General features: G+C 35.9%; 19 protein-coding genes. 1 reads left to right on the top strand and 18 read right to left on the bottom strand.

Annotated elements, in window-relative coordinates:
- Positions 1 to 31: 31 nt before the first annotated feature.
- Positions 32 to 4,354: a non-ribosomal peptide synthetase gene (locus tag AsFPU1_RS02270; protein ID WP_125061029.1), complete on the top strand. Its 4,323-nt coding sequence runs from the start codon at positions 32 to 34 to the stop codon at positions 4,352 to 4,354.
- Positions 4,355 to 4,418: 64 nt separating this feature from the next.
- On the opposite strand, the gene AsFPU1_RS02265 is transcribed toward AsFPU1_RS02270, so the two are convergent.
- The 18 genes from AsFPU1_RS02265 to nifE all read right to left on the bottom strand — a co-directional run bounded on the left by AsFPU1_RS02265 (position 4,419) and on the right by nifE (position 16,416).
- Positions 4,419 to 4,673: a hypothetical protein gene (locus AsFPU1_RS02265; RefSeq protein ID WP_124976446.1), complete on the bottom strand. Its 255-nt coding sequence runs from the start codon at positions 4,671 to 4,673 to the stop codon at positions 4,419 to 4,421.
- A gap of 33 nt (positions 4,674 to 4,706) precedes the next feature.
- Positions 4,707 to 5,165 carry a hypothetical protein gene (locus AsFPU1_RS02260; RefSeq protein WP_124976448.1) on the bottom strand — a complete coding sequence of 153 codons (459 nt, stop codon included), beginning with the start codon at positions 5,163 to 5,165 and terminating at the stop codon, positions 4,707 to 4,709.
- A gap of 75 nt (positions 5,166 to 5,240) precedes the next feature.
- Positions 5,241 to 5,531 carry a ferredoxin III, nif-specific gene (fdxB, locus tag AsFPU1_RS02255; protein WP_124976450.1) on the bottom strand — a complete coding sequence of 97 codons (291 nt, stop codon included), beginning with the start codon at positions 5,529 to 5,531 and terminating at the stop codon, positions 5,241 to 5,243.
- A gap of 229 nt (positions 5,532 to 5,760) precedes the next feature.
- The gene (locus AsFPU1_RS02250) at positions 5,761 to 6,576 is read right to left on the bottom strand and encodes a sulfite exporter TauE/SafE family protein (RefSeq protein WP_124976452.1); all 816 of its coding nucleotides are present in this window, start codon (positions 6,574 to 6,576) and stop codon (positions 5,761 to 5,763) included.
- 40 nt (positions 6,577 to 6,616) lie between these two features.
- A complete protein-coding gene (locus AsFPU1_RS02245; protein ID WP_124976454.1) occupies positions 6,617 to 6,868 on the bottom strand; it encodes a FeoA family protein in 252 nt (83 codons plus the stop codon).
- Complete coding sequence (locus AsFPU1_RS02240; protein WP_124976456.1) at positions 6,869 to 8,335, bottom strand: nucleoside recognition domain-containing protein; 1,467 nt, start codon at positions 8,333 to 8,335, stop codon at positions 6,869 to 6,871.
- The gene (locus AsFPU1_RS02235) at positions 8,301 to 8,927 is read right to left on the bottom strand and encodes a FeoB small GTPase domain-containing protein (protein ID WP_124976458.1); all 627 of its coding nucleotides are present in this window, start codon (positions 8,925 to 8,927) and stop codon (positions 8,301 to 8,303) included. Before AsFPU1_RS02235 ends, AsFPU1_RS02240 begins: the two co-directional genes overlap by 35 nt.
- Before the next feature lie 205 nt (positions 8,928 to 9,132).
- Complete coding sequence (locus AsFPU1_RS02230) at positions 9,133 to 9,489, bottom strand: hypothetical protein (protein WP_124976460.1); 357 nt, start codon at positions 9,487 to 9,489, stop codon at positions 9,133 to 9,135.
- Entirely contained in the window at positions 9,479 to 9,859 is a 381-nt protein-coding gene (locus tag AsFPU1_RS02225; protein ID WP_124976462.1) for a hypothetical protein, read from the bottom strand. The genes AsFPU1_RS02230 and AsFPU1_RS02225 overlap by 11 nt, the downstream gene beginning before the upstream one ends.
- A 206-nt stretch (positions 9,860 to 10,065) precedes the next feature.
- Positions 10,066 to 10,440 (bottom strand): 2Fe-2S iron-sulfur cluster-binding protein, encoded by a 375-nt coding sequence (locus AsFPU1_RS02220; protein WP_124976464.1) that lies wholly within the window; start codon positions 10,438 to 10,440, stop codon positions 10,066 to 10,068.
- Positions 10,441 to 10,526: 86 nt separating this feature from the next.
- Positions 10,527 to 10,886 carry an iron-sulfur cluster assembly accessory protein gene (locus tag AsFPU1_RS02215; RefSeq protein WP_124976466.1) on the bottom strand — a complete coding sequence of 120 codons (360 nt, stop codon included), beginning with the start codon at positions 10,884 to 10,886 and terminating at the stop codon, positions 10,527 to 10,529.
- A gap of 40 nt (positions 10,887 to 10,926) precedes the next feature.
- Positions 10,927 to 11,745 (bottom strand): HesA/MoeB/ThiF family protein, encoded by an 819-nt coding sequence (locus AsFPU1_RS02210; protein WP_124976468.1) that lies wholly within the window; start codon positions 11,743 to 11,745, stop codon positions 10,927 to 10,929.
- Between the two features lie 8 nt (positions 11,746 to 11,753).
- A complete protein-coding gene (gene nifW / locus AsFPU1_RS02205) occupies positions 11,754 to 12,089 on the bottom strand; it encodes a nitrogenase-stabilizing/protective protein NifW (RefSeq protein ID WP_124976470.1) in 336 nt (111 codons plus the stop codon).
- Entirely contained in the window at positions 12,089 to 12,322 is a 234-nt protein-coding gene (locus AsFPU1_RS02200; RefSeq protein WP_124976472.1) for a CCE_0567 family metalloprotein, read from the bottom strand. The genes nifW and AsFPU1_RS02200 overlap by 1 nt, the downstream gene beginning before the upstream one ends.
- Positions 12,323 to 12,338: 16 nt before the next feature.
- Positions 12,339 to 12,815 (bottom strand): NifX-associated nitrogen fixation protein, encoded by a 477-nt coding sequence (locus AsFPU1_RS02195; protein ID WP_124976474.1) that lies wholly within the window; start codon positions 12,813 to 12,815, stop codon positions 12,339 to 12,341.
- Positions 12,816 to 12,931: 116 nt separating this feature from the next.
- On the bottom strand, positions 12,932 to 13,327 hold the full coding sequence (gene nifX, locus AsFPU1_RS02190) for a nitrogen fixation protein NifX (protein ID WP_124976476.1): 396 nt from the start codon (positions 13,325 to 13,327) through the stop codon (positions 12,932 to 12,934).
- Between the two features lie 90 nt (positions 13,328 to 13,417).
- Positions 13,418 to 14,800 (bottom strand): nitrogenase iron-molybdenum cofactor biosynthesis protein NifN, encoded by a 1,383-nt coding sequence (gene nifN, locus AsFPU1_RS02185; protein ID WP_124976478.1) that lies wholly within the window; start codon positions 14,798 to 14,800, stop codon positions 13,418 to 13,420.
- 203 nt (positions 14,801 to 15,003) lie between these two features.
- Positions 15,004 to 16,416: a nitrogenase iron-molybdenum cofactor biosynthesis protein NifE gene (gene nifE / locus AsFPU1_RS02180; RefSeq protein ID WP_124976480.1), complete on the bottom strand. Its 1,413-nt coding sequence runs from the start codon at positions 16,414 to 16,416 to the stop codon at positions 15,004 to 15,006.
- Positions 16,417 to 16,764: the final 348 nt, after the last annotated feature.

Here is a 16,764-nt window from a genome sequence, read left to right as displayed (position 1 = left end):
TAAACATAATAATTTTATTACGGCTAATTTTATGAATAATTTTCCTTCATTAACTCAATCTGAACAACATCAATTATTAGAAGACTGGACAAATACACAAACTGATTATCCCAGAAATTCTACCATTCATGAATTGTTTCAACTTCAAGCTGCACAAACTCCTGATGCAGTTGCGATCGCTTATAAAACTCAAGAAATTACCTATCATGAACTTGACATAAAGTCAAACAGATTAGCTAATTATTTACAAAAAAATGGAGTAACAACAGAAACGTTAGTCGCCTTATATTTAGATCGTTCTCCTGATTTAATTATCACCATTTTAGCTATTTTAAAAGCTGGTGGAGCTTATTTACCTTTAGATACTTCTGCCCCAAAAAATAGAATAAAAACGATCTTAGAAGATTCACAAACACCGATTTTAATTACCAAAAAGTCTGAGTTGAATAAACTTCAAGAAATGGCTCAGGATATTGAGATTATCTGTGTTGATGATAACTTAAATTTAACAAATATTCTTAATGATATAGAACGAGATAATAAAACTACTACCAATAATTTAGCCTATGTAATGTATACATCAGGTTCAACAGGTAAACCCAAGGGAGTTTGCATCTTACATCGTGGAGTTATTCGACTTGTAAAAAATACAAATTATGCTCACTTTGGTTCTGATGAAGTAGTATTACAACTAGCCTCTATTGCCTTTGATGCATCAACATTTGAAATCTGGGCCCCCTTACTTAATGGGGGTAAACTTGTGTTAATGCCAGCTAAAACACCATCTTTACAAGAAATTGGAGAAGTAATTAAACAATATAATGTCACTACTTTATGGTTAACAGCAGGACTCTTTAACTTAATAGTAGAAGAACAGATAGAAAATCTTAAACCCTTGCGACAACTTTTAGCAGGAGGAGACGTTTTATCCATTACTAATGTCAAAAAAGTATTAGAACAATTACCAAATTGTCAATTAATTAATGGTTACGGCCCAACAGAAAATACAACTTTTACCTGTTGTCATAAAATTACTATTGATGACACCACAAAAAAATCTATTCCTATCGGTTTTCCTATTGCTAATACCCAAGTATATATACTTGATAATGATTTACAATTAGTTCCTATTGGTATTACAGGAGAACTGTATATTGGAGGTGATGGTTTAGCCAGAGGTTATCTTAATCAACCTGATTTAACCAGAGAAAGATTTATTAAAAATCCCTTTAGTAATGATCCTAACTCACGTCTTTATAAAACAGGCGATCGCGTTCGTTGGAATAAAGAGGGAAATATTGAATTTTTAGGACGTATTGACTTTCAAGTCAAAATAAGAGGTTATCGCGTTGAATTAGGAGAAATTGAAACAGTATTAACTAAAAATCCTCAAATACAATCAACAGTTATTTTAACAACGGAAGATAACCCAAACAATAAACAAATAATAGCTTATATTATCCCTAAAACAGAAATTACTGTAACAGAATTACGGACTTATCTGCAGGATAAACTACCAGATTACATGATACCATCAGAGTTTATTTTTCTTAAAGAATTTACTCTTAATATTAATGGAAAAATAGATCGTCAACAACTTCTTAATTTACGATTAGAACTTAACAAAAACAACAAAAAGATCATCTCTCCTCGAACTCCCATAGAAACAGATTTAGTTACTATTTGGACAGAAATATTAGGAAAATCTGTCAGTATTAATGATGAATTTACTCAACTAGGAGGAAATTCTTTACAAGCGATACAAATTATCTCCCGTATCCGAGATATTTTAGGAATAGATTTACCTGTTCAAGAACTTTTAAAAGGGTCTACAATTACAGAATTAGCAACAATTATAGAAACATCAACAATACAAGAAAATTCTTTAAATTGGTCAACATTAGAGTTAAAAGCAATTGCTGGTAATGGAGACTTTCCCTTATCTTTATATCAAGAAAGAATGTGGTTAATTACTCAACAATCAGGAAAAAATCCCGTTTATAATTTACCCATTGTCTTTAGATTACAAGGATCACTCAATATTCCTATTCTTGAAAAAGCAATTAATCAACTTATCCAACGTCATGAGTCTTTACGCACGTTTTTTCCACTTGTAGATGGGTTTCCCATTCAACGTATTTTACCTACATTTTCCCTTAATCTTACCGTTGAATTAACATCTGAAACCTCATCAGAAAAGCAAATAGAACAACAAATACAAACAGAAATCAATCGCCCTTTTCAACTAAATAAAAAACCGCCTATTCGTAGTTTATTACTACAATTAAATTCAGATAAATTTATTTTTATAATCGTCATTCACCATTTGATTGCAGATGGTTGGTCATTGAGTCTTATTTTACAGGAATTATCAAATTTATATAACGATTTAATTAATAATCATACTAATTTTTTACCTCCTGTTGTGGTTCAGTATAAAGACTTTAGCATTAACCATCAACAATGGTTACAAAATCCTCAAGTTTATCGTCCTTTAGTTGATTATTGGAGTCAAAAATTAAAAGATGCACCTCCCTTTATTTCCTTTCCCACAGATCATCCTCGTCCCCCATTACAAACCTTTGAAGGAGGAATTCAATCATTTAATATTGATGCAGAATTAACTCAAAAAATATACAACTTAAGTAAACAAAATAAATCAACTTTATACATGATTCTTTTAGGTGTATTTCTGATTTTTCTGCATCGCTATAGTCATCAAGAAGATTTAGTTATTGGGGTTCCAGTTGCTAACCGTAACCTAACGGAAATTGAATCAACTATTGGTTGTTTCTCCAATGTAATTCCTCTCCGTATTAATTTATCAAAAAATTGCTCTTTTTTAGCATTATTAGACACTATTAAGCAAGTTTCTCTCGAAGCTTATACTTATCAAGAATTTCCTGTTGAACAGATGTTAAAAGAGTTAGCAAAAGCACGAGATTTTAGCTATACTCCTTGGTTTCAAGTTGTCTTTAACTTTCTGAATATTCCTATCAATAATTTAGATTTTTCTGATGTCCAAAGTCGTCCAGTACTTCAGGAAAAACCTTCCGCATTATTTGACTTAATGGTACTATCTTGGGAAACACCGATGGGAATAGAAGGATTTTTTGAATATAATACTAACTTATTTGAAGCTTCTACTATTCAGGAATTTATTAAACATTTTAAATTTTTATTACAAGAAATTGTTAATTATCCAACACAAAACATTGATCATGTATGTTTATCAATAAAAAAAGAGCAAAATTCTTTTGTAACTTTTAATGGTAAAATAAATTATGATACTTTGACATTTCCCTCTAATTCAATATCCTCAAAAACGTCTGAAATACATATTAAACCTCAAACTGAATTAGAATTACGCTTAGTTAATATCTGGGAACAAGTCCTAAACAGTAATTCAATTAGTCTACAAGATAACTTTTTTGATTTAGGAGGACATTCCCTTTTAGCTATGCGTATATTAGCAAAAATTGAGCAAGAATTTAATATTAATCTTCCTCTGTCAAACTTCTTACAAACACCAACAGTTGAAAGTCTTGTAAAACAAATTAAAAATCAGGAAAATATGATCCAAGAATCTTCTGTTGTTACTATTAAAAATCAAGGGAATAATTTCCCATTATTTTTCATAAATTCAATTCGTCAAGCCCAAAAAATCGGGGATTATTTAGACAAAAATCAACCTTTTTATATTCTTAATATTTTGGGAATTACAGGATTTTTAAAACCTCAAGTTAATTCTTTAAAATTAAAAGATATTGCTGCTAAATTCATTGAAGATATGCAAACTATTCAACCCCATGGCCCTTATTTTCTGATAACTTACTGTGCAGATTCATTTTTGACCTTTGAAATGGCGCAACAACTACAAGCAAATGGAGAAAAGATAGCTTTCTTAGGTTTTATTGATGCTATTTGGGGACAGCAGGATATTGGCATTTATTTCCATTGGTATAATCTTCGTCAATTTGGAATAAATTATCTAGTAGAAATGTTTAAAAATAAACTTTTTTGGACAAAAGAAAAATGGATAATTCGTTTAAGATATTGGCAAGGACAACTATTTTCTAACAATAATAAACCCTTACCTCGCTATATTGAAGATGTGAGACTACTTAATGCTTTTGAGTTAGCACGAAACCAATATTCTCCTCAGTCTTATTCAGGAAAAGTTACCTTATTTATCTCCCAAGAATATCGTTTACTGCACTCATCCCAATTAGAAAGTTTAGTGACAGAAGGCGTGGAAATTCAAGAAATTCCTGGATATCATCACACCTTATTTAAAGACCCTTATGTTCAAATCCTAGTTCAAAAAATACAAACTTATCTGAACAGAATATAGTGAACATTAATAAAAGTACGACTATCTAGACAGTGAATTAATTCACTGTCTGGCTTACTTTATACTATGAAATTTGATTAGCTACTTCAGGATATAATCCTAATTCTTTAGATAATTGACGAGCAATATAGATTAAAAATTTAGCTCCATCAGGGTTATTTTCATGGGCCATCATGGTAGCAACTTGCATCAAAGATTGAATAAAATCTGCATCCAATAATTCCGAATTAGCCGTTAAAACATCAGGTTCTTGTCCATTGGGACAACGAATTAATTGATCAATTAGGGCAAAATATTGATCTTTACGTGTTTGTGTCATGGGAATATTTCTCCTGAATAAAGCGTTAAATTTTTAGTCGTCTTGGTCGGGTGTTGCTGTTAAAACGTCAAATACAGTTGTGGCACAAGATTCTCGATGGTGATCAATTTCTTTTACCCTTTGGGTGATTAATTTAGCTGCTTCAAGTTGTCCTAATTTAGCTAAAATAAACCCCTGAGCCGCATAAGCATTAATATACAGCCGAATTAATGATTCATCCTGACGATTAGCTAAAATCAGATGAAGTTGGCTCCATTCTATAGGTAGCTTTTCGCTTTCTTGGATGATATTTAAGACTTTTTTAGCTATTGTTAAGGCAATAGTAGGTTTATTCTTATAAAAGAAGAAACGATAAGCTCCGATCAACACATCAAGATTATCGCCAGCTTGATGTAATGCTTGCTCAATATAATGCTCTGATAAGTCTGTATTTTCCCAATTTTCAGCCGCTTTGAGTAATAATTGTTTAACTTCTTGGGGTAGATCATCCATTCGATTAGACTTAAGAAAAAATAAAATTAGGTTGCGCTTTGGCGCAACCCAAACCAGAAAAATTGACTACATTTACTAGGCGGGTAAGGGCGCGTGAGTGTAGCAATTTTTGGGGCAAATACGAGCGCAGGCTTCACAACCAATACAATTATTTTGATTGGCTACTACCATAACTTTACGTTCGATTTCATCTTCATCTTCATCGACGAATTCTCCGTCTTCATTGAGTGCCATTAATTGCAATACTTTATGGCCACAGACTTTAAAACACCGTCCACAACCAAGACAATTATCTTTATTAATGGACTGAACAAATTTAGGAATCCAATCTAATTTACCAAAGGTTAAACCGCTTAAACTTGCCATAAGTGTTCTCCTTGTTTGAGGATGGTTTTTCGTTTGATTTAGCGATCGCTAGTCATCTTATTTAGGGTGACTAACGAGTTTTATCCAAGGGTTATGAAGCCTCTTGAATTCTGTTAGGTGGTGTGGCGACGGTGTGACCTTAAAACTATCGAGATTGGTATTTTTTAGAATGTGTAGACAATAGCAATTCCCCATGTTAATGTCACTGAAAAAAACTTAAGATGAAAAACTATTTAGGCTTAATATGAAGAAAAACTTTTAGGGCGGCCAAATTTAAAATCACCCCTAGAATAATTTTTAAGGCTGAAGCCGAAATTATTCCCACTAGCAGACCTCCCAATATTGCCCCAATGAAGGAACCAAAACTCATTGGTAATACCGTTTGTTTGAGGGGGAGAGTATCAGCAAATGCCCCTTGACTGTTGTAGCGTAGTAAACCAACTATTACGGTAGGTAAACTGACTAATAGACTTCCCGTTCCTGCAATTTTGATATCTAGTCCAAAGCCAAAGATAAGAGTAGGAATAATTAACTCTCCGCCAGCGACTCCTAATAAGCTACTGACTAACCCAATGCCTAAGCCACAAATTAAAGCAACTGCTACCTGTACTCCTGGGACACCAGGGACAAGGGCGGCTAAAGATTCAGGGAGGAATCCTTCTATTATTAAAGCACAACCAATCATAATTAGCAAGACTAAAATGACTTTTTCAAGACTTTCATTAGAGATTTTTTTTGACCAACTTGCCCCAAAAAAAGCCATAATGACTGCGCCAATAATTAAAAATATGAGAATTGGGCTATAAGGAATAACTACAGCTAATGATAAAATTTTGCCACGAATTAGCAGAGAAATGATAATTGTCACTAAACTAACTGCTAAGTTGAGAGGCACTGACTGACGAGCAGAATATCCTAATGGCCCTGCTAATACTGGCAAGCGAAATTCTGCACCTCCTAACCCCATTAACCCGCCTAATAAGGCAATGGGGACAGCAAAGCAAAATGCTAAGAATGAGTGATCTTTTTGCCAGTTTAGTATCATTAAAATAATTCTCCCCTCAATGTTATTTTTGCGTTACTTCCTATCGGGTTCGTCGGACATAAATCGCACGGGCTAGATTACGATCAATGGCCAGACGAGTGCCATTCATATTAATAACAAATGAAGGAAATCGTTGTTCTATGGTCACAGAAAGTCCTGGCATAATTCCCATAGCAATAAGTTTTTTGAGCAGAAGTTCATCATTTTTGCGAAATTGTGTGATAATGCCTTTTTCTTTTTCTTTGAGTAGATTTAAGGCAGAAGATTCCACGGTAAAAGTTTGAGTAAACATTTAGAAACTTACCTCGAAAATTAGTAATAATTGATTGAGAGAATAGCCAATACAAAAGGCAAAAGTAAGAATGAAGCTAGTCATACCTAGAGTAGTTTTAAGTCCCTGTTCTCTCAAAAGAGATTGAAATTGAGCAATACAAGGAATAAATAAGGTTAGAGTAACAGCAGTTACAACTAATTGTCGCCCGTCTAAAATACCAGAATTATATAAATCAAACATTCCGGCTGCCCCATAATCTCGACGGAAAAATCCATACAAAAACACAGAAGCAGCATCTTTAGGTAATCCTAAATCTATCATAATTGGATTGAGTAAGTTAACTAATAATTCAAAGATTCCAGTTAATTTTCCTATCCAAATAAAGATAGATGCTAAAATAAATAAGCCAGTAATTTCTTTAATATACCATTTAACACGGCCATAGGTTTTACTGACAATTCCCATCGGATGAGGCCAACGTAAAGGGGGAATTTCCATATAAAATGAGGACATATTACCAGGGATAACTTTTGCTGTTAATATCCCTACTCCTAAGAAGACAATTCCAAGACATCCTAGCCAAATTGTTAAGGCTAAAGGATTTTGAGAAAGTAACCCTAAAATAATGCCTAATTGAGCCGAACAAGGGATGACCAATGCTAATAAAAGAGTAGCAATAAATCTTTCTCTTTTACTTTCTAAAGTGCGAGTCACTAAAGTTGCCATTGTCCCACATCCTAGCCCCAAAATAAGAGGAATAATGGCACGTCCTGAAAGTCCAAGTGGTTTAAATAAACGATCCACTAACAAGGAAATTCGAGGCAGATAACCACTATCTTCTAGTAAAGACAAGACTAAAAAGAAAGTAGTTACAATCGGAAAAATAATAGCGATCGCATAGCGAACTCCTAATGTAATAATACCATAATCATTGGCAATTAAATCTTGCGCGATCTTCCAAGGTAAAAATTGAGCCGTTATTTGATTAACGACAGGATTAATATTGTTAGCAAAAAATCCTTCGATTTGATTCACTAAAATTCCAGCCCCAAACTCCCCAACAAATTTATAAATACCAAAATAAAGGACAAAAATAAGTAAGGGAAAACCCGTAATAGGATTGACCGTTAATTGATGGAAAAAATCTTCTCCTTCAGGGGATTTTTTCTTGAGCTTAACAACAGCAGATTCTTCTATTTTTCTGGCCATCTGATGGCGAGTTTTAGCAATCACTAAAATTAAGGGATCACTAAATTGAGATTGAACTGACTGTATAACAGATTCAATTTCAACAATATAAGGTTCTTGTTGTTGTATTTTTTTCCAAAAAATGGGTTCTTTTTGGAGTAGTAATAAGGCTAAAGAGCGTCGAGAAACTGAAGAATTAACAGTCATCGACATAATGACTTTATTTTTGCTGAGTAGGGACTCAATTTTAGTAATCCCTTCTTCAATAGCTGTAGGATAACGAAGGAATAAAGACATGATTTGCCACCTTATTAGTTAGAGTTTGAATCCCACGTTTTTGGATGGCTGAGAGGGTAACAACTGAGATTCCCAAAGAAGCCTCTAATTGTTTCTCATTAACCCAAATTCCTAATTTTTCAGCTTCATCAATCATATTGACTGCTAAAATAATAGGGATCTGAGTTTCAATTAATTGAAACGTTAGGGGTAACATTCTACTCACATTTTTGGCATCAATAACATGAATGACCAAATCAATTTTTTCAGTAAATAATAAATTTCTGGAGAACTTTTCTTCTTCGGTTAAAGAAACTAAAGAATACATTCCAGGAGTATCTATCATTGTTACTGTTTGTCCCCCAATAATGGTATGACTGCGTGAAACTTCTACTGTAGTACCAGGATAGTTACCTACGGAAACGTAAGAACCTGTTAATACATTAAACAGTAGACTTTTTCCCACATTAGGAGAACCTACTAAAATAATAGTAGGATGATTACTAGGGGGAGGAGATGGTTTAGTTGTTTGTTTTGCCCAAAAACGTCTACTTTTTTGCTTCGGTTTATTGGACTTGGTTTCACAACTATCAGGACAGGAATTACATTTCATATTTAATCCTTTGTACCTAACTATTATTATAATAATTTTTTATATCACAAACCGTAACTAGATATACATATTTTACATAATCATTTAAGTTTATATATAAAAAATCTGAGCTAAATAATTACTTCCTTAACGTAATAGTTTTGGGTAATTATTCAACTCAGTTTAATCAAGAGCCTAAAGTTAAATATTTCTTTGAATAAATCAATTATCTTAGGGGTTCAGAGTTCAAATTAACAAGCCAATATAACTCTAACCACAGACGAGGATTTTGTTGTTTAAGTTGAGAAAGAGGATCACGAATCAAGGTTTTAGCATTCAAAAATGTGACATCTACTAAGCCTAAATTTTCTGCAACTTCCTTGAGTTCGTTTTGATAAGATACAACAGTTTTACTTCTAGGGGATGAATAATAAATTGCCAAATAATAATAATGATTTTCTCTAGATTTTCTCAGAGAAACTTGACACAAAGTCACATGACAATCCTTCAATAAGTCACCAACTTTAGGATAATATCGATTAATAATTTCGAGATATTCTTGAACTAATCTTTCACGAATCATCTGGCGACTCCTTGTGATGAGAACTATAGGATAAATCAGAAAATAGAGACGCTTTAATGCAATGGTGTTTAACCTTCACACATTTATTGAAAAAGACGCTATGCTGACTAATACAGTCATCTATGGGAGCCTCAGAAAATTGAAAAGCGACTTCATTAACCGGACAATTTTCATTTATTTTGGGGCAGAATTTAGGTTTGAGACAAGAAAGTTTAACCATGCGGTTATTTTTCTTAGATAATTCCATCTCTTGACCGAAAATAAATTCGCTATAATCTGCCACATTATCCAAGCCTAAAACGTTGAGTAAAACTTCCCCCATAATCCAAAAGATAGTTTTGAATAAAAATATTTTCCACTTTAAGTCCATGACTGACCTCAATCCAATTATTGTTAGGGTTAATTAGGGTAACATCCATAATTATGTTTTCCTTCAAAAGTCAAAGATAAAGGGTGAGAAGTCGTAGTCTATGGGTGACAACGACTTCCCCAGCAGATGGATGAAGGTGTTTAACAGTTATCAGTTATCAGTTATCAGTTAAAAGTTTTGATAACTGTTCACTGTGTTAGTTTAACTTAACCAAGATTGGCTTCTTGGTGAGTTTTAATGATGCAATCTGAGGTAGGATAAGCAACACAAAGAAGTACCCATCCTTTCTCCATTTGCTCATCATCCAAAAAGCTTTGGTCTTCTTGATTAACTGTTCCTTCTACTATTCTGCCTAAGCAACTAGAACAAGAACCTGAACGACAAGAAGAAGGCAACTCATCAATACCATCAGGGTATTGAATTTCATCGTCGTTAATGGCATCTTCAAACGCTTCAAGGATATACTTATCCTCAGGAACATCTAAAGTAAGATCCATTTCCGTGAATTCTTCTTTCTTTCCCGTCTCTTGATTTTTTCTTTTAACAACTTTGGTGAGACGAACTTTGTAGGTTGTAGTCATGTTTTCTTGTTCTCCAGGAATGGAACGTTGACAATTGATATGTTACCGTTTTCACAGAAAAAAAACGATAAAACAATCAAAACTTTTTAGCCGCAAGATGATGCTTGACTGGAACAATCTGATGTTGAGAAAGACTTACCACAGCCACAAGTATTACTTGCATTTGGATTACTAAAAGTAAAGCCACTTTGGGTTAAACTTTCAACAAAGTCAATGACAACCCCACTTAACAAAGTAGAACTATTAGAATCCACATAAATGGGAACTCTATCTTGTTCAAATACCAAGTCATCGGTCTTAGGTTCACTGACCAAATTTAAGGAATATTCACGACCATTGCAGCCTCCATTAATCACCCCAACTCTAATACCGCTTACTTTGGGGGTTTCGCCTCTTAAAAAAGAGCGAAGTCGAAATGCTGCTTTTTCTGTTAGAGTAACTGTCATTGATACCTCCTGATAGAAATTATGAATTATAAATTCTAAATTATGAATTATGAATTATGAATTCATAATTCTGAACTTGTGCCTTTTGCTTTCCGACGTAACTCATTAACCGTTGTTGGGTAAAATGCCCACAAACCGGACAATTAGGATCATGATAAGGACGACGTTTAGCAAAAGTTGCGCTGCCCAAGTCCATCGTCAAAAGTTGACCCGTTAAGGGTTCTCCGAGGCCAGTGAGGAGTTTAATTCCTTCTAAGGCAGCTAAACAGGCTAAAGTTCCTGAAACTGCGCCTAAAACCCCAAATCCCCATCGATCCCAATCTGGTTTTTCTGGGAAAATACAAGATAAACAAGGAGTTTCCCCAGGAATAATGGTGGTTAAGTACGCATCCATGCCACTCATAGCTGCTTCCACCATCGGAACCCCCCACCGCACACAAGCAGCATTGAGGAGATTCCGTTCCGTAAAATCAAAGGCACAGTCAAAGGCAATATCAGCCTGTTGTACTAAAGCATCCACATTGTCAGGGGTGACAAATTCGTGAACCGCCTCAATTTCGATTTCTGGGTTAATATTTAAGAGGGTTTCCCTAGCCTTAAAGACTCTGGGTTGACCTACCCAAGCATTAGTCATCAAAATTTGACGATTGAGGTCATCAAGGCGCAAATCACCCCCACGAACGAGAATTAATTTACCTACGCCAGCAACAGCCAAATAAAGGGCTACAGTGCCGCCGAGTCCCCCGACTCCAGTAACGACGGCAGTGGAGTCCTTGAGGCGTTTTTGTCCTTCTTGGCCAAAACCAGGAAGTTGTATTTGTCGGGAATAGCGTTCTAGTTCAGTAGGGGTGAATTCCATGATCTTAATTAAACTCCAGCTTCTGTGCTTATTTCGTCTAAGGAAACAAAGTTTTTGGCCTTATCTTTGAAGACTTTAAACAGTCTGGTTTCTATGGGACTAGACGTTTTGAAAAGTTCGTAAGCTTCTTCAAAAGCTTCACCATATTTAGCCAATTTTTCAGCTTCAGTTAAGTCACCGAAAACTTCATCAATTTCAGCAATTAAGAGAGAAAATTGTTTGAGAATATGTAGACGATTGACATTGACAAAAGTAGGGTCGTATTCAATGCCAAAAAAGTCTAAAAATTCTTCGGTATCGATTAAGCTTTTGAAGCCAACTAAAGTTTGTGGAGTAGCAGTCATTATAGGGTTTCCTCCCATTGTTTGAGTTGTTGTTTCAGTTGATCTAGTTCACGATAGATATCGTAAGTTTTTTGGGCTTGTTCTAGGAGAGTTTCATAATCTGTAGGTAGTCCTTCTGCGAGATCATGCAAGTCCATTTTTGATTGACCAGCTTGAGAATTTAGTCGCCGAATTTTGGTTTTGAGATCAGCAACAGTTTCCGGTGTTGGTAGGGAATTGATAATTTGTACCATAGTCCTTATTCCTCAGTTAAAATTGAGCAACTTCAGGAAAACGTTTAACCATTTCAACGCCGGAAGCTGTTAAATTTTTCCCTTGTTCTGCTAAAGATTCCATGGTTTCAAAACCAAAGCGATGAGCATCTCTTAAGGTACGAGTGACTACCATTAAACGACCACACCAAATTAATACCCAACCAAAGCCTTCATGGTTTAAATCTACCACCACTTGACATAATTGTCCGGTTTCTTTTTCAATCAAAGAAGCAATGGCACGATAGAAACAGAGAATTCTCATTTTTGTGGTAGGGTCAACATCTCCTTCTAAGGAAATTTCCCGTCTTTTCTTCTTAGCTATGATGAAAGGAGACAGAACTAATTCATCAGACCAACTTCGATAAAATCCATAGTGATCAAAGGCGCGAATTTGACGGACTAATTCTTGTAGAAATAGACTTTCTGCAATTAAACTAGGAGATGTTTCAGGATTTTGAGTTGTCGTTGTCATAGTAGTTGATGGTTAGTAATTGATAGTTGATAGTTGATGGTTTTTAGTTAATAGTTGATAGTGAGTATTGATTAACTATTCACTATTAACTATTCACTATTTACTATTTACTATTCCTAGTCTTCAAAACTGACAGGTTGTGATTCTTGTTGTAGAACTTTGCGTAACCAGGGAGGAGGATTTCCTTTTAAGGTTTTGACTAATTCACCAAGAATTTCATCAATTTTATCATCTTCGGTACGAGCTTTAATTGGGGTTACATTTTTACGAATTAAACGGGCTGCAGCACTACCTCCAATAGCAGAAACATAGATTAAAGTACAACCGTTTAAAGCCTCGATTTTAGGAACTAATTTATCTTCGTTCCCATCTTCTTTTAATTCTCCGTTAAACTTCAAGGTATTAACAAAGTTAAACCCATTGGGAGAAACATCATAGAGGGCAATTTGACTAGCTGAACCAAAATGGGCATTAACATGAACATTATCACTGGTCGTAAAAGCAACTTTCATTTCCGTTCCTCCTAGAGATAATAAGTAGTCGTTGGCAGTTGATAGTTACGAGTTGGTAGTTAATAGCTGTTAACCATTAACTATCAACTATTAACTATTAACATAGGTAGATGAACAAGGACTATGTTTAACTTCTTCTTCGAGTAAAATATTACCCACATCAAAAAGAAATTGCATCGTTCCTCGATAACCTACTAAACATCGTTGACCATTGCCTAATTGATCAAATACGGGATATCCCATACGATACAATGGGGCATGGAGTCGTTTGGCAATGGGGCCGCCATGAGAATTGGTAATCACCAGGTCACAGCCGACAGCCAAATCTTCTAAATCTTCTAAATCCCCGATTATTACCGTTTCTATGGGTAAATCTTCTAATAAGGGGGATTTTGTCGTTGTAACAGCCCCTTGGATTTTAGCCCCCATAGAATTTAATAACCAGGCGGTTTGGTGCAGTAAATCCGGTTCTAAAGCTAAAACTACCTTTTTGCCCCCAAAATAGAAGTGAGTATCGAGGATAGTATCTTGTAGCTGACGGCGTTGACGTTGCAGATAGGCCGGAATATTGGGGATAATGGGGAAATGATGATCACAACGGGAAGTAATAATCTGAGAGAGTCGCCATAAAAAGGCATCTACTCCATCTAACCCCGCTAAACGGGAGAAAACCTCATATTTAGTCCCAAACCGTTGTTCTAAAATTTGGGCTGCTTTGCGCATACTTTCCCCAACCGCTAAAGTAAAGCAAGAACGGTTTAATTGTTGCAGTTGGGTTAATGTGGTTCCCCCTGTTGTTACCGTATGAGGATTATCTTCTAAGTGACCATCCAAAGAACGAGACAGATCGGGTATCATGATAGGAGTTAAGCCAAATCCTTCCACGATCGCTTTGAGTTCTTCCACATCTCCAGGAGATAAAGAGGAACTACACAGAATGGTCACTTGAGGCTGCATCCCCACAGAAGCCATCAACGGTTGGTCAGGGGTGAAAGACCCATAGTCCGTAGAAACAATGCTTTCTATGGCGGCTGTATACCCATCTTGTAACGATCCTTTATAATCAGGAGTAGAAACGAAAATAATGGGTAAATTGTTTAATTTGGGGTTACGTTCTCGAATTACCTGGAGAATACCTCCCATATCATCCCCTCTCGTTTCCGTTAACCCTGTAGTTAACAAACCAATAACTTGAGGTTTATATTTGTCAACAATTGTTAAGATAGCTTGCTCAACATGGTCTTCACCCCCTAAAATGGTACTTACTTCCGTCATAGCAGTGGTAGACAAGGGAATTGATTCACGGAAATGACGAACTAAGACTACTTTAGCAAAGGCTGTACAACCTTGGGCCCCATGAAATAAAGGCATCATTCCTTTTAACCCTAAGAACGCTAAGGCCGCGCCTAAAGGTTGACTCATTTTTAAGGGGTTGACTGATAGAGACTTATTGGGACTTAAAATAGTGGTCATTTCCGTTCCTCCTTCTGTTGGGTAATGGGATGATGGGATGATGGGATGATGGGGTGATGGGGTGATGGGGTGATGGGGTAATCGGGTGATGGGGTGATGGGATGATGGGATGATGGGACAATAAGACAATTTTTCTTCTCCCCTACTCCCCCTGCTCCCCTGCTCCCTGCTCCCTGCTCCCTGCTCCCTGCTCCCTGCTCTCCCTACTCTGCTTCCAAATGCAACAAACTTTCATGTTCTTGTTGCCAAATTTCCCAAGGGGCAGCTTGACGGACTTGTCGCCAAATAGGACTATGTACTGCCTCATCTAATTCTCTAGCCATTTCCACCATACCGACATAACCCGCATAAGGATGATGACGTTCTTGGTTAACATCTAAAAAGGGAATTCTAGCTTTCAGGGCAGTATATTGATTACGTCCCCCTGCAACTAATAAATCAGCCTTTGTTTTTTCAATGACTCGTAATAGTTCTTCGGGGCTGCCTTTTTCTAGCATAATGCCATCTTGACCAAGCAACTGTTTAATACGCGCTTTGTCTTCTTCTGTGCTTTTTTTAGTGCTAGTTGCGACGACTTCAATACCTAAATCTTGAGCGGCTGATACAATTGACCAACTTTTTACACCTCCTGTATATAAGACCATGCGTTTACCCTCTAACCTTTGCCGATAAGGGGCCAAAGCGATGTCTAACTTAAGGGTTTGTTCTTCAATTAAATTTTCTACCCGTTCTTGTAAAGCAGCATCACCGAAGAAAGCGGCAATATTGCGTAAACAACGGTTCATATCAGCTACACCATAGAAGGATTCTTCTATGAAAGGAATATCGTAACGTTCCTTCATGGCAGTAGCCATATTAATTAAAGCTTTCGAGCAAATCATAACATTAAGTTTAGCCCGATGAGCATAACAAACCTCATTATAACGAGCATCACCTGTAATCTTAGAAAGAACCCGAAATCCCGCTTTTTCTAATAAGGGAATAACACCCCACATTTCACCCGCGATATTATATTCTCCAATGAGATTAATATCATAAGGAGTGGTATATTCCGGTTCTCTAGTTCCGACTACATAGTCAAGTAAAGCTTCTCCTCCTAAACGGTTGCCCAGATTTTTGCTACCCACAAATCCTGGTGCATGAACCGGAACAATAGGAGTTTCAAACTTATTACTAGCAGCTTTACAGACTGCATCTAAATCATCCCCAATGAGGGCAGTAACACAAGTTGAATAGACAAAAACTGCGGCTGGATGATAACGTGTAATGAGTTGACCAATTGCTTGATAAAGTTTTTTCTCACCACCAAAAATAACATCATTTTCTGATAAATCAGTTGTAAAACCCATTTTATAAGTATTAGGGCCGCTTGACAGACTGCCACGACTGCCCCAAGTATTACCAGAACAAGCAATAGAACCATGAACTAAATGGGCTGCATCGGTGATAGGAACAAGGGCGATAGATGCACCATCAAAAGCGCAGCCTCCTTGAGCAGAACCGGGTTGAGCTTGTTGGGTACAAGACTTATTTTTACCCTCACCCTCTTTTTTATGATTATGCTCACAACCGGGTTGCGTTAGCAGTTCGTTGATTTTGCCTTTTGTTAATTTCATGACTGAATTCCTTTTGAGAGTTGAGAGTTAATAGTTAACAGTTGATAATTGATAGTTTTTATGTATAAACTACTAACCATTAACTATTAACTATTGCGTCCCTTTAACAGATATAATGACCAACATCTTCGCCGCAAACATCAGCACATTTAAGTGAGAGCGCGTAAGCGCAAAATAATAAATTGGTGGTAGAGAGGATTGAGCTTTATCAGTTATCAGTTATCAGTTAAATCACTGTTCACTGGTCATATATCTCTACTTTTGGTCGAAATAAAGGAAGCATAAAAAGCATTTAACTTCTGACTTCTGACTTCTAACTTCTAACTTCTAAAAGGAGAGGGGGGGGAG

This window comes from Aphanothece sacrum FPU1 (genome assembly GCF_003864295.1).
In the GTDB taxonomy this organism is placed as follows: domain Bacteria; phylum Cyanobacteriota; class Cyanobacteriia; order Cyanobacteriales; family Microcystaceae; genus Aphanothece_B; species Aphanothece_B sacrum.
Note: the sequence above shows the minus strand (reverse complement) of the source record. Positions and strands in the feature narration are given on the sequence as shown.

Coding starts and splice junctions, on each gene's coding strand:
- AsFPU1_RS02270 (WP_125061029.1), top strand. CDS start 32: ATGAATAATTTTCCTTCATTAACTCAATCTGAACAACATCAATTATTA.
- AsFPU1_RS02265 (WP_124976446.1), bottom strand. CDS start 4,673: ATGACACAAACACGTAAAGATCAATATTTTGCCCTAATTGATCAATTA.
- AsFPU1_RS02260 (WP_124976448.1), bottom strand. CDS start 5,165: ATGGATGATCTACCCCAAGAAGTTAAACAATTATTACTCAAAGCGGCT.
- fdxB (WP_124976450.1), bottom strand. CDS start 5,531: ATGGCAAGTTTAAGCGGTTTAACCTTTGGTAAATTAGATTGGATTCCT.
- AsFPU1_RS02250 (WP_124976452.1), bottom strand. CDS start 6,576: ATGATACTAAACTGGCAAAAAGATCACTCATTCTTAGCATTTTGCTTT.
- AsFPU1_RS02245 (WP_124976454.1), bottom strand. CDS start 6,868: ATGTTTACTCAAACTTTTACCGTGGAATCTTCTGCCTTAAATCTACTC.
- AsFPU1_RS02240 (WP_124976456.1), bottom strand. CDS start 8,335: ATGTCTTTATTCCTTCGTTATCCTACAGCTATTGAAGAAGGGATTACT.
- AsFPU1_RS02235 (WP_124976458.1), bottom strand. CDS start 8,927: ATGAAATGTAATTCCTGTCCTGATAGTTGTGAAACCAAGTCCAATAAA.
- AsFPU1_RS02230 (WP_124976460.1), bottom strand. CDS start 9,489: ATGATTCGTGAAAGATTAGTTCAAGAATATCTCGAAATTATTAATCGA.
- AsFPU1_RS02225 (WP_124976462.1), bottom strand. CDS start 9,859: ATGGACTTAAAGTGGAAAATATTTTTATTCAAAACTATCTTTTGGATT.
- AsFPU1_RS02220 (WP_124976464.1), bottom strand. CDS start 10,440: ATGACTACAACCTACAAAGTTCGTCTCACCAAAGTTGTTAAAAGAAAA.
- AsFPU1_RS02215 (WP_124976466.1), bottom strand. CDS start 10,886: ATGACAGTTACTCTAACAGAAAAAGCAGCATTTCGACTTCGCTCTTTT.
- AsFPU1_RS02210 (WP_124976468.1), bottom strand. CDS start 11,745: ATGGAATTCACCCCTACTGAACTAGAACGCTATTCCCGACAAATACAA.
- nifW (WP_124976470.1), bottom strand. CDS start 12,089: ATGACTGCTACTCCACAAACTTTAGTTGGCTTCAAAAGCTTAATCGAT.
- AsFPU1_RS02200 (WP_124976472.1), bottom strand. CDS start 12,322: ATGGTACAAATTATCAATTCCCTACCAACACCGGAAACTGTTGCTGAT.
- AsFPU1_RS02195 (WP_124976474.1), bottom strand. CDS start 12,815: ATGACAACGACAACTCAAAATCCTGAAACATCTCCTAGTTTAATTGCA.
- nifX (WP_124976476.1), bottom strand. CDS start 13,327: ATGAAAGTTGCTTTTACGACCAGTGATAATGTTCATGTTAATGCCCAT.
- nifN (WP_124976478.1), bottom strand. CDS start 14,800: ATGACCACTATTTTAAGTCCCAATAAGTCTCTATCAGTCAACCCCTTA.
- nifE (WP_124976480.1), bottom strand. CDS start 16,416: ATGAAATTAACAAAAGGCAAAATCAACGAACTGCTAACGCAACCCGGT.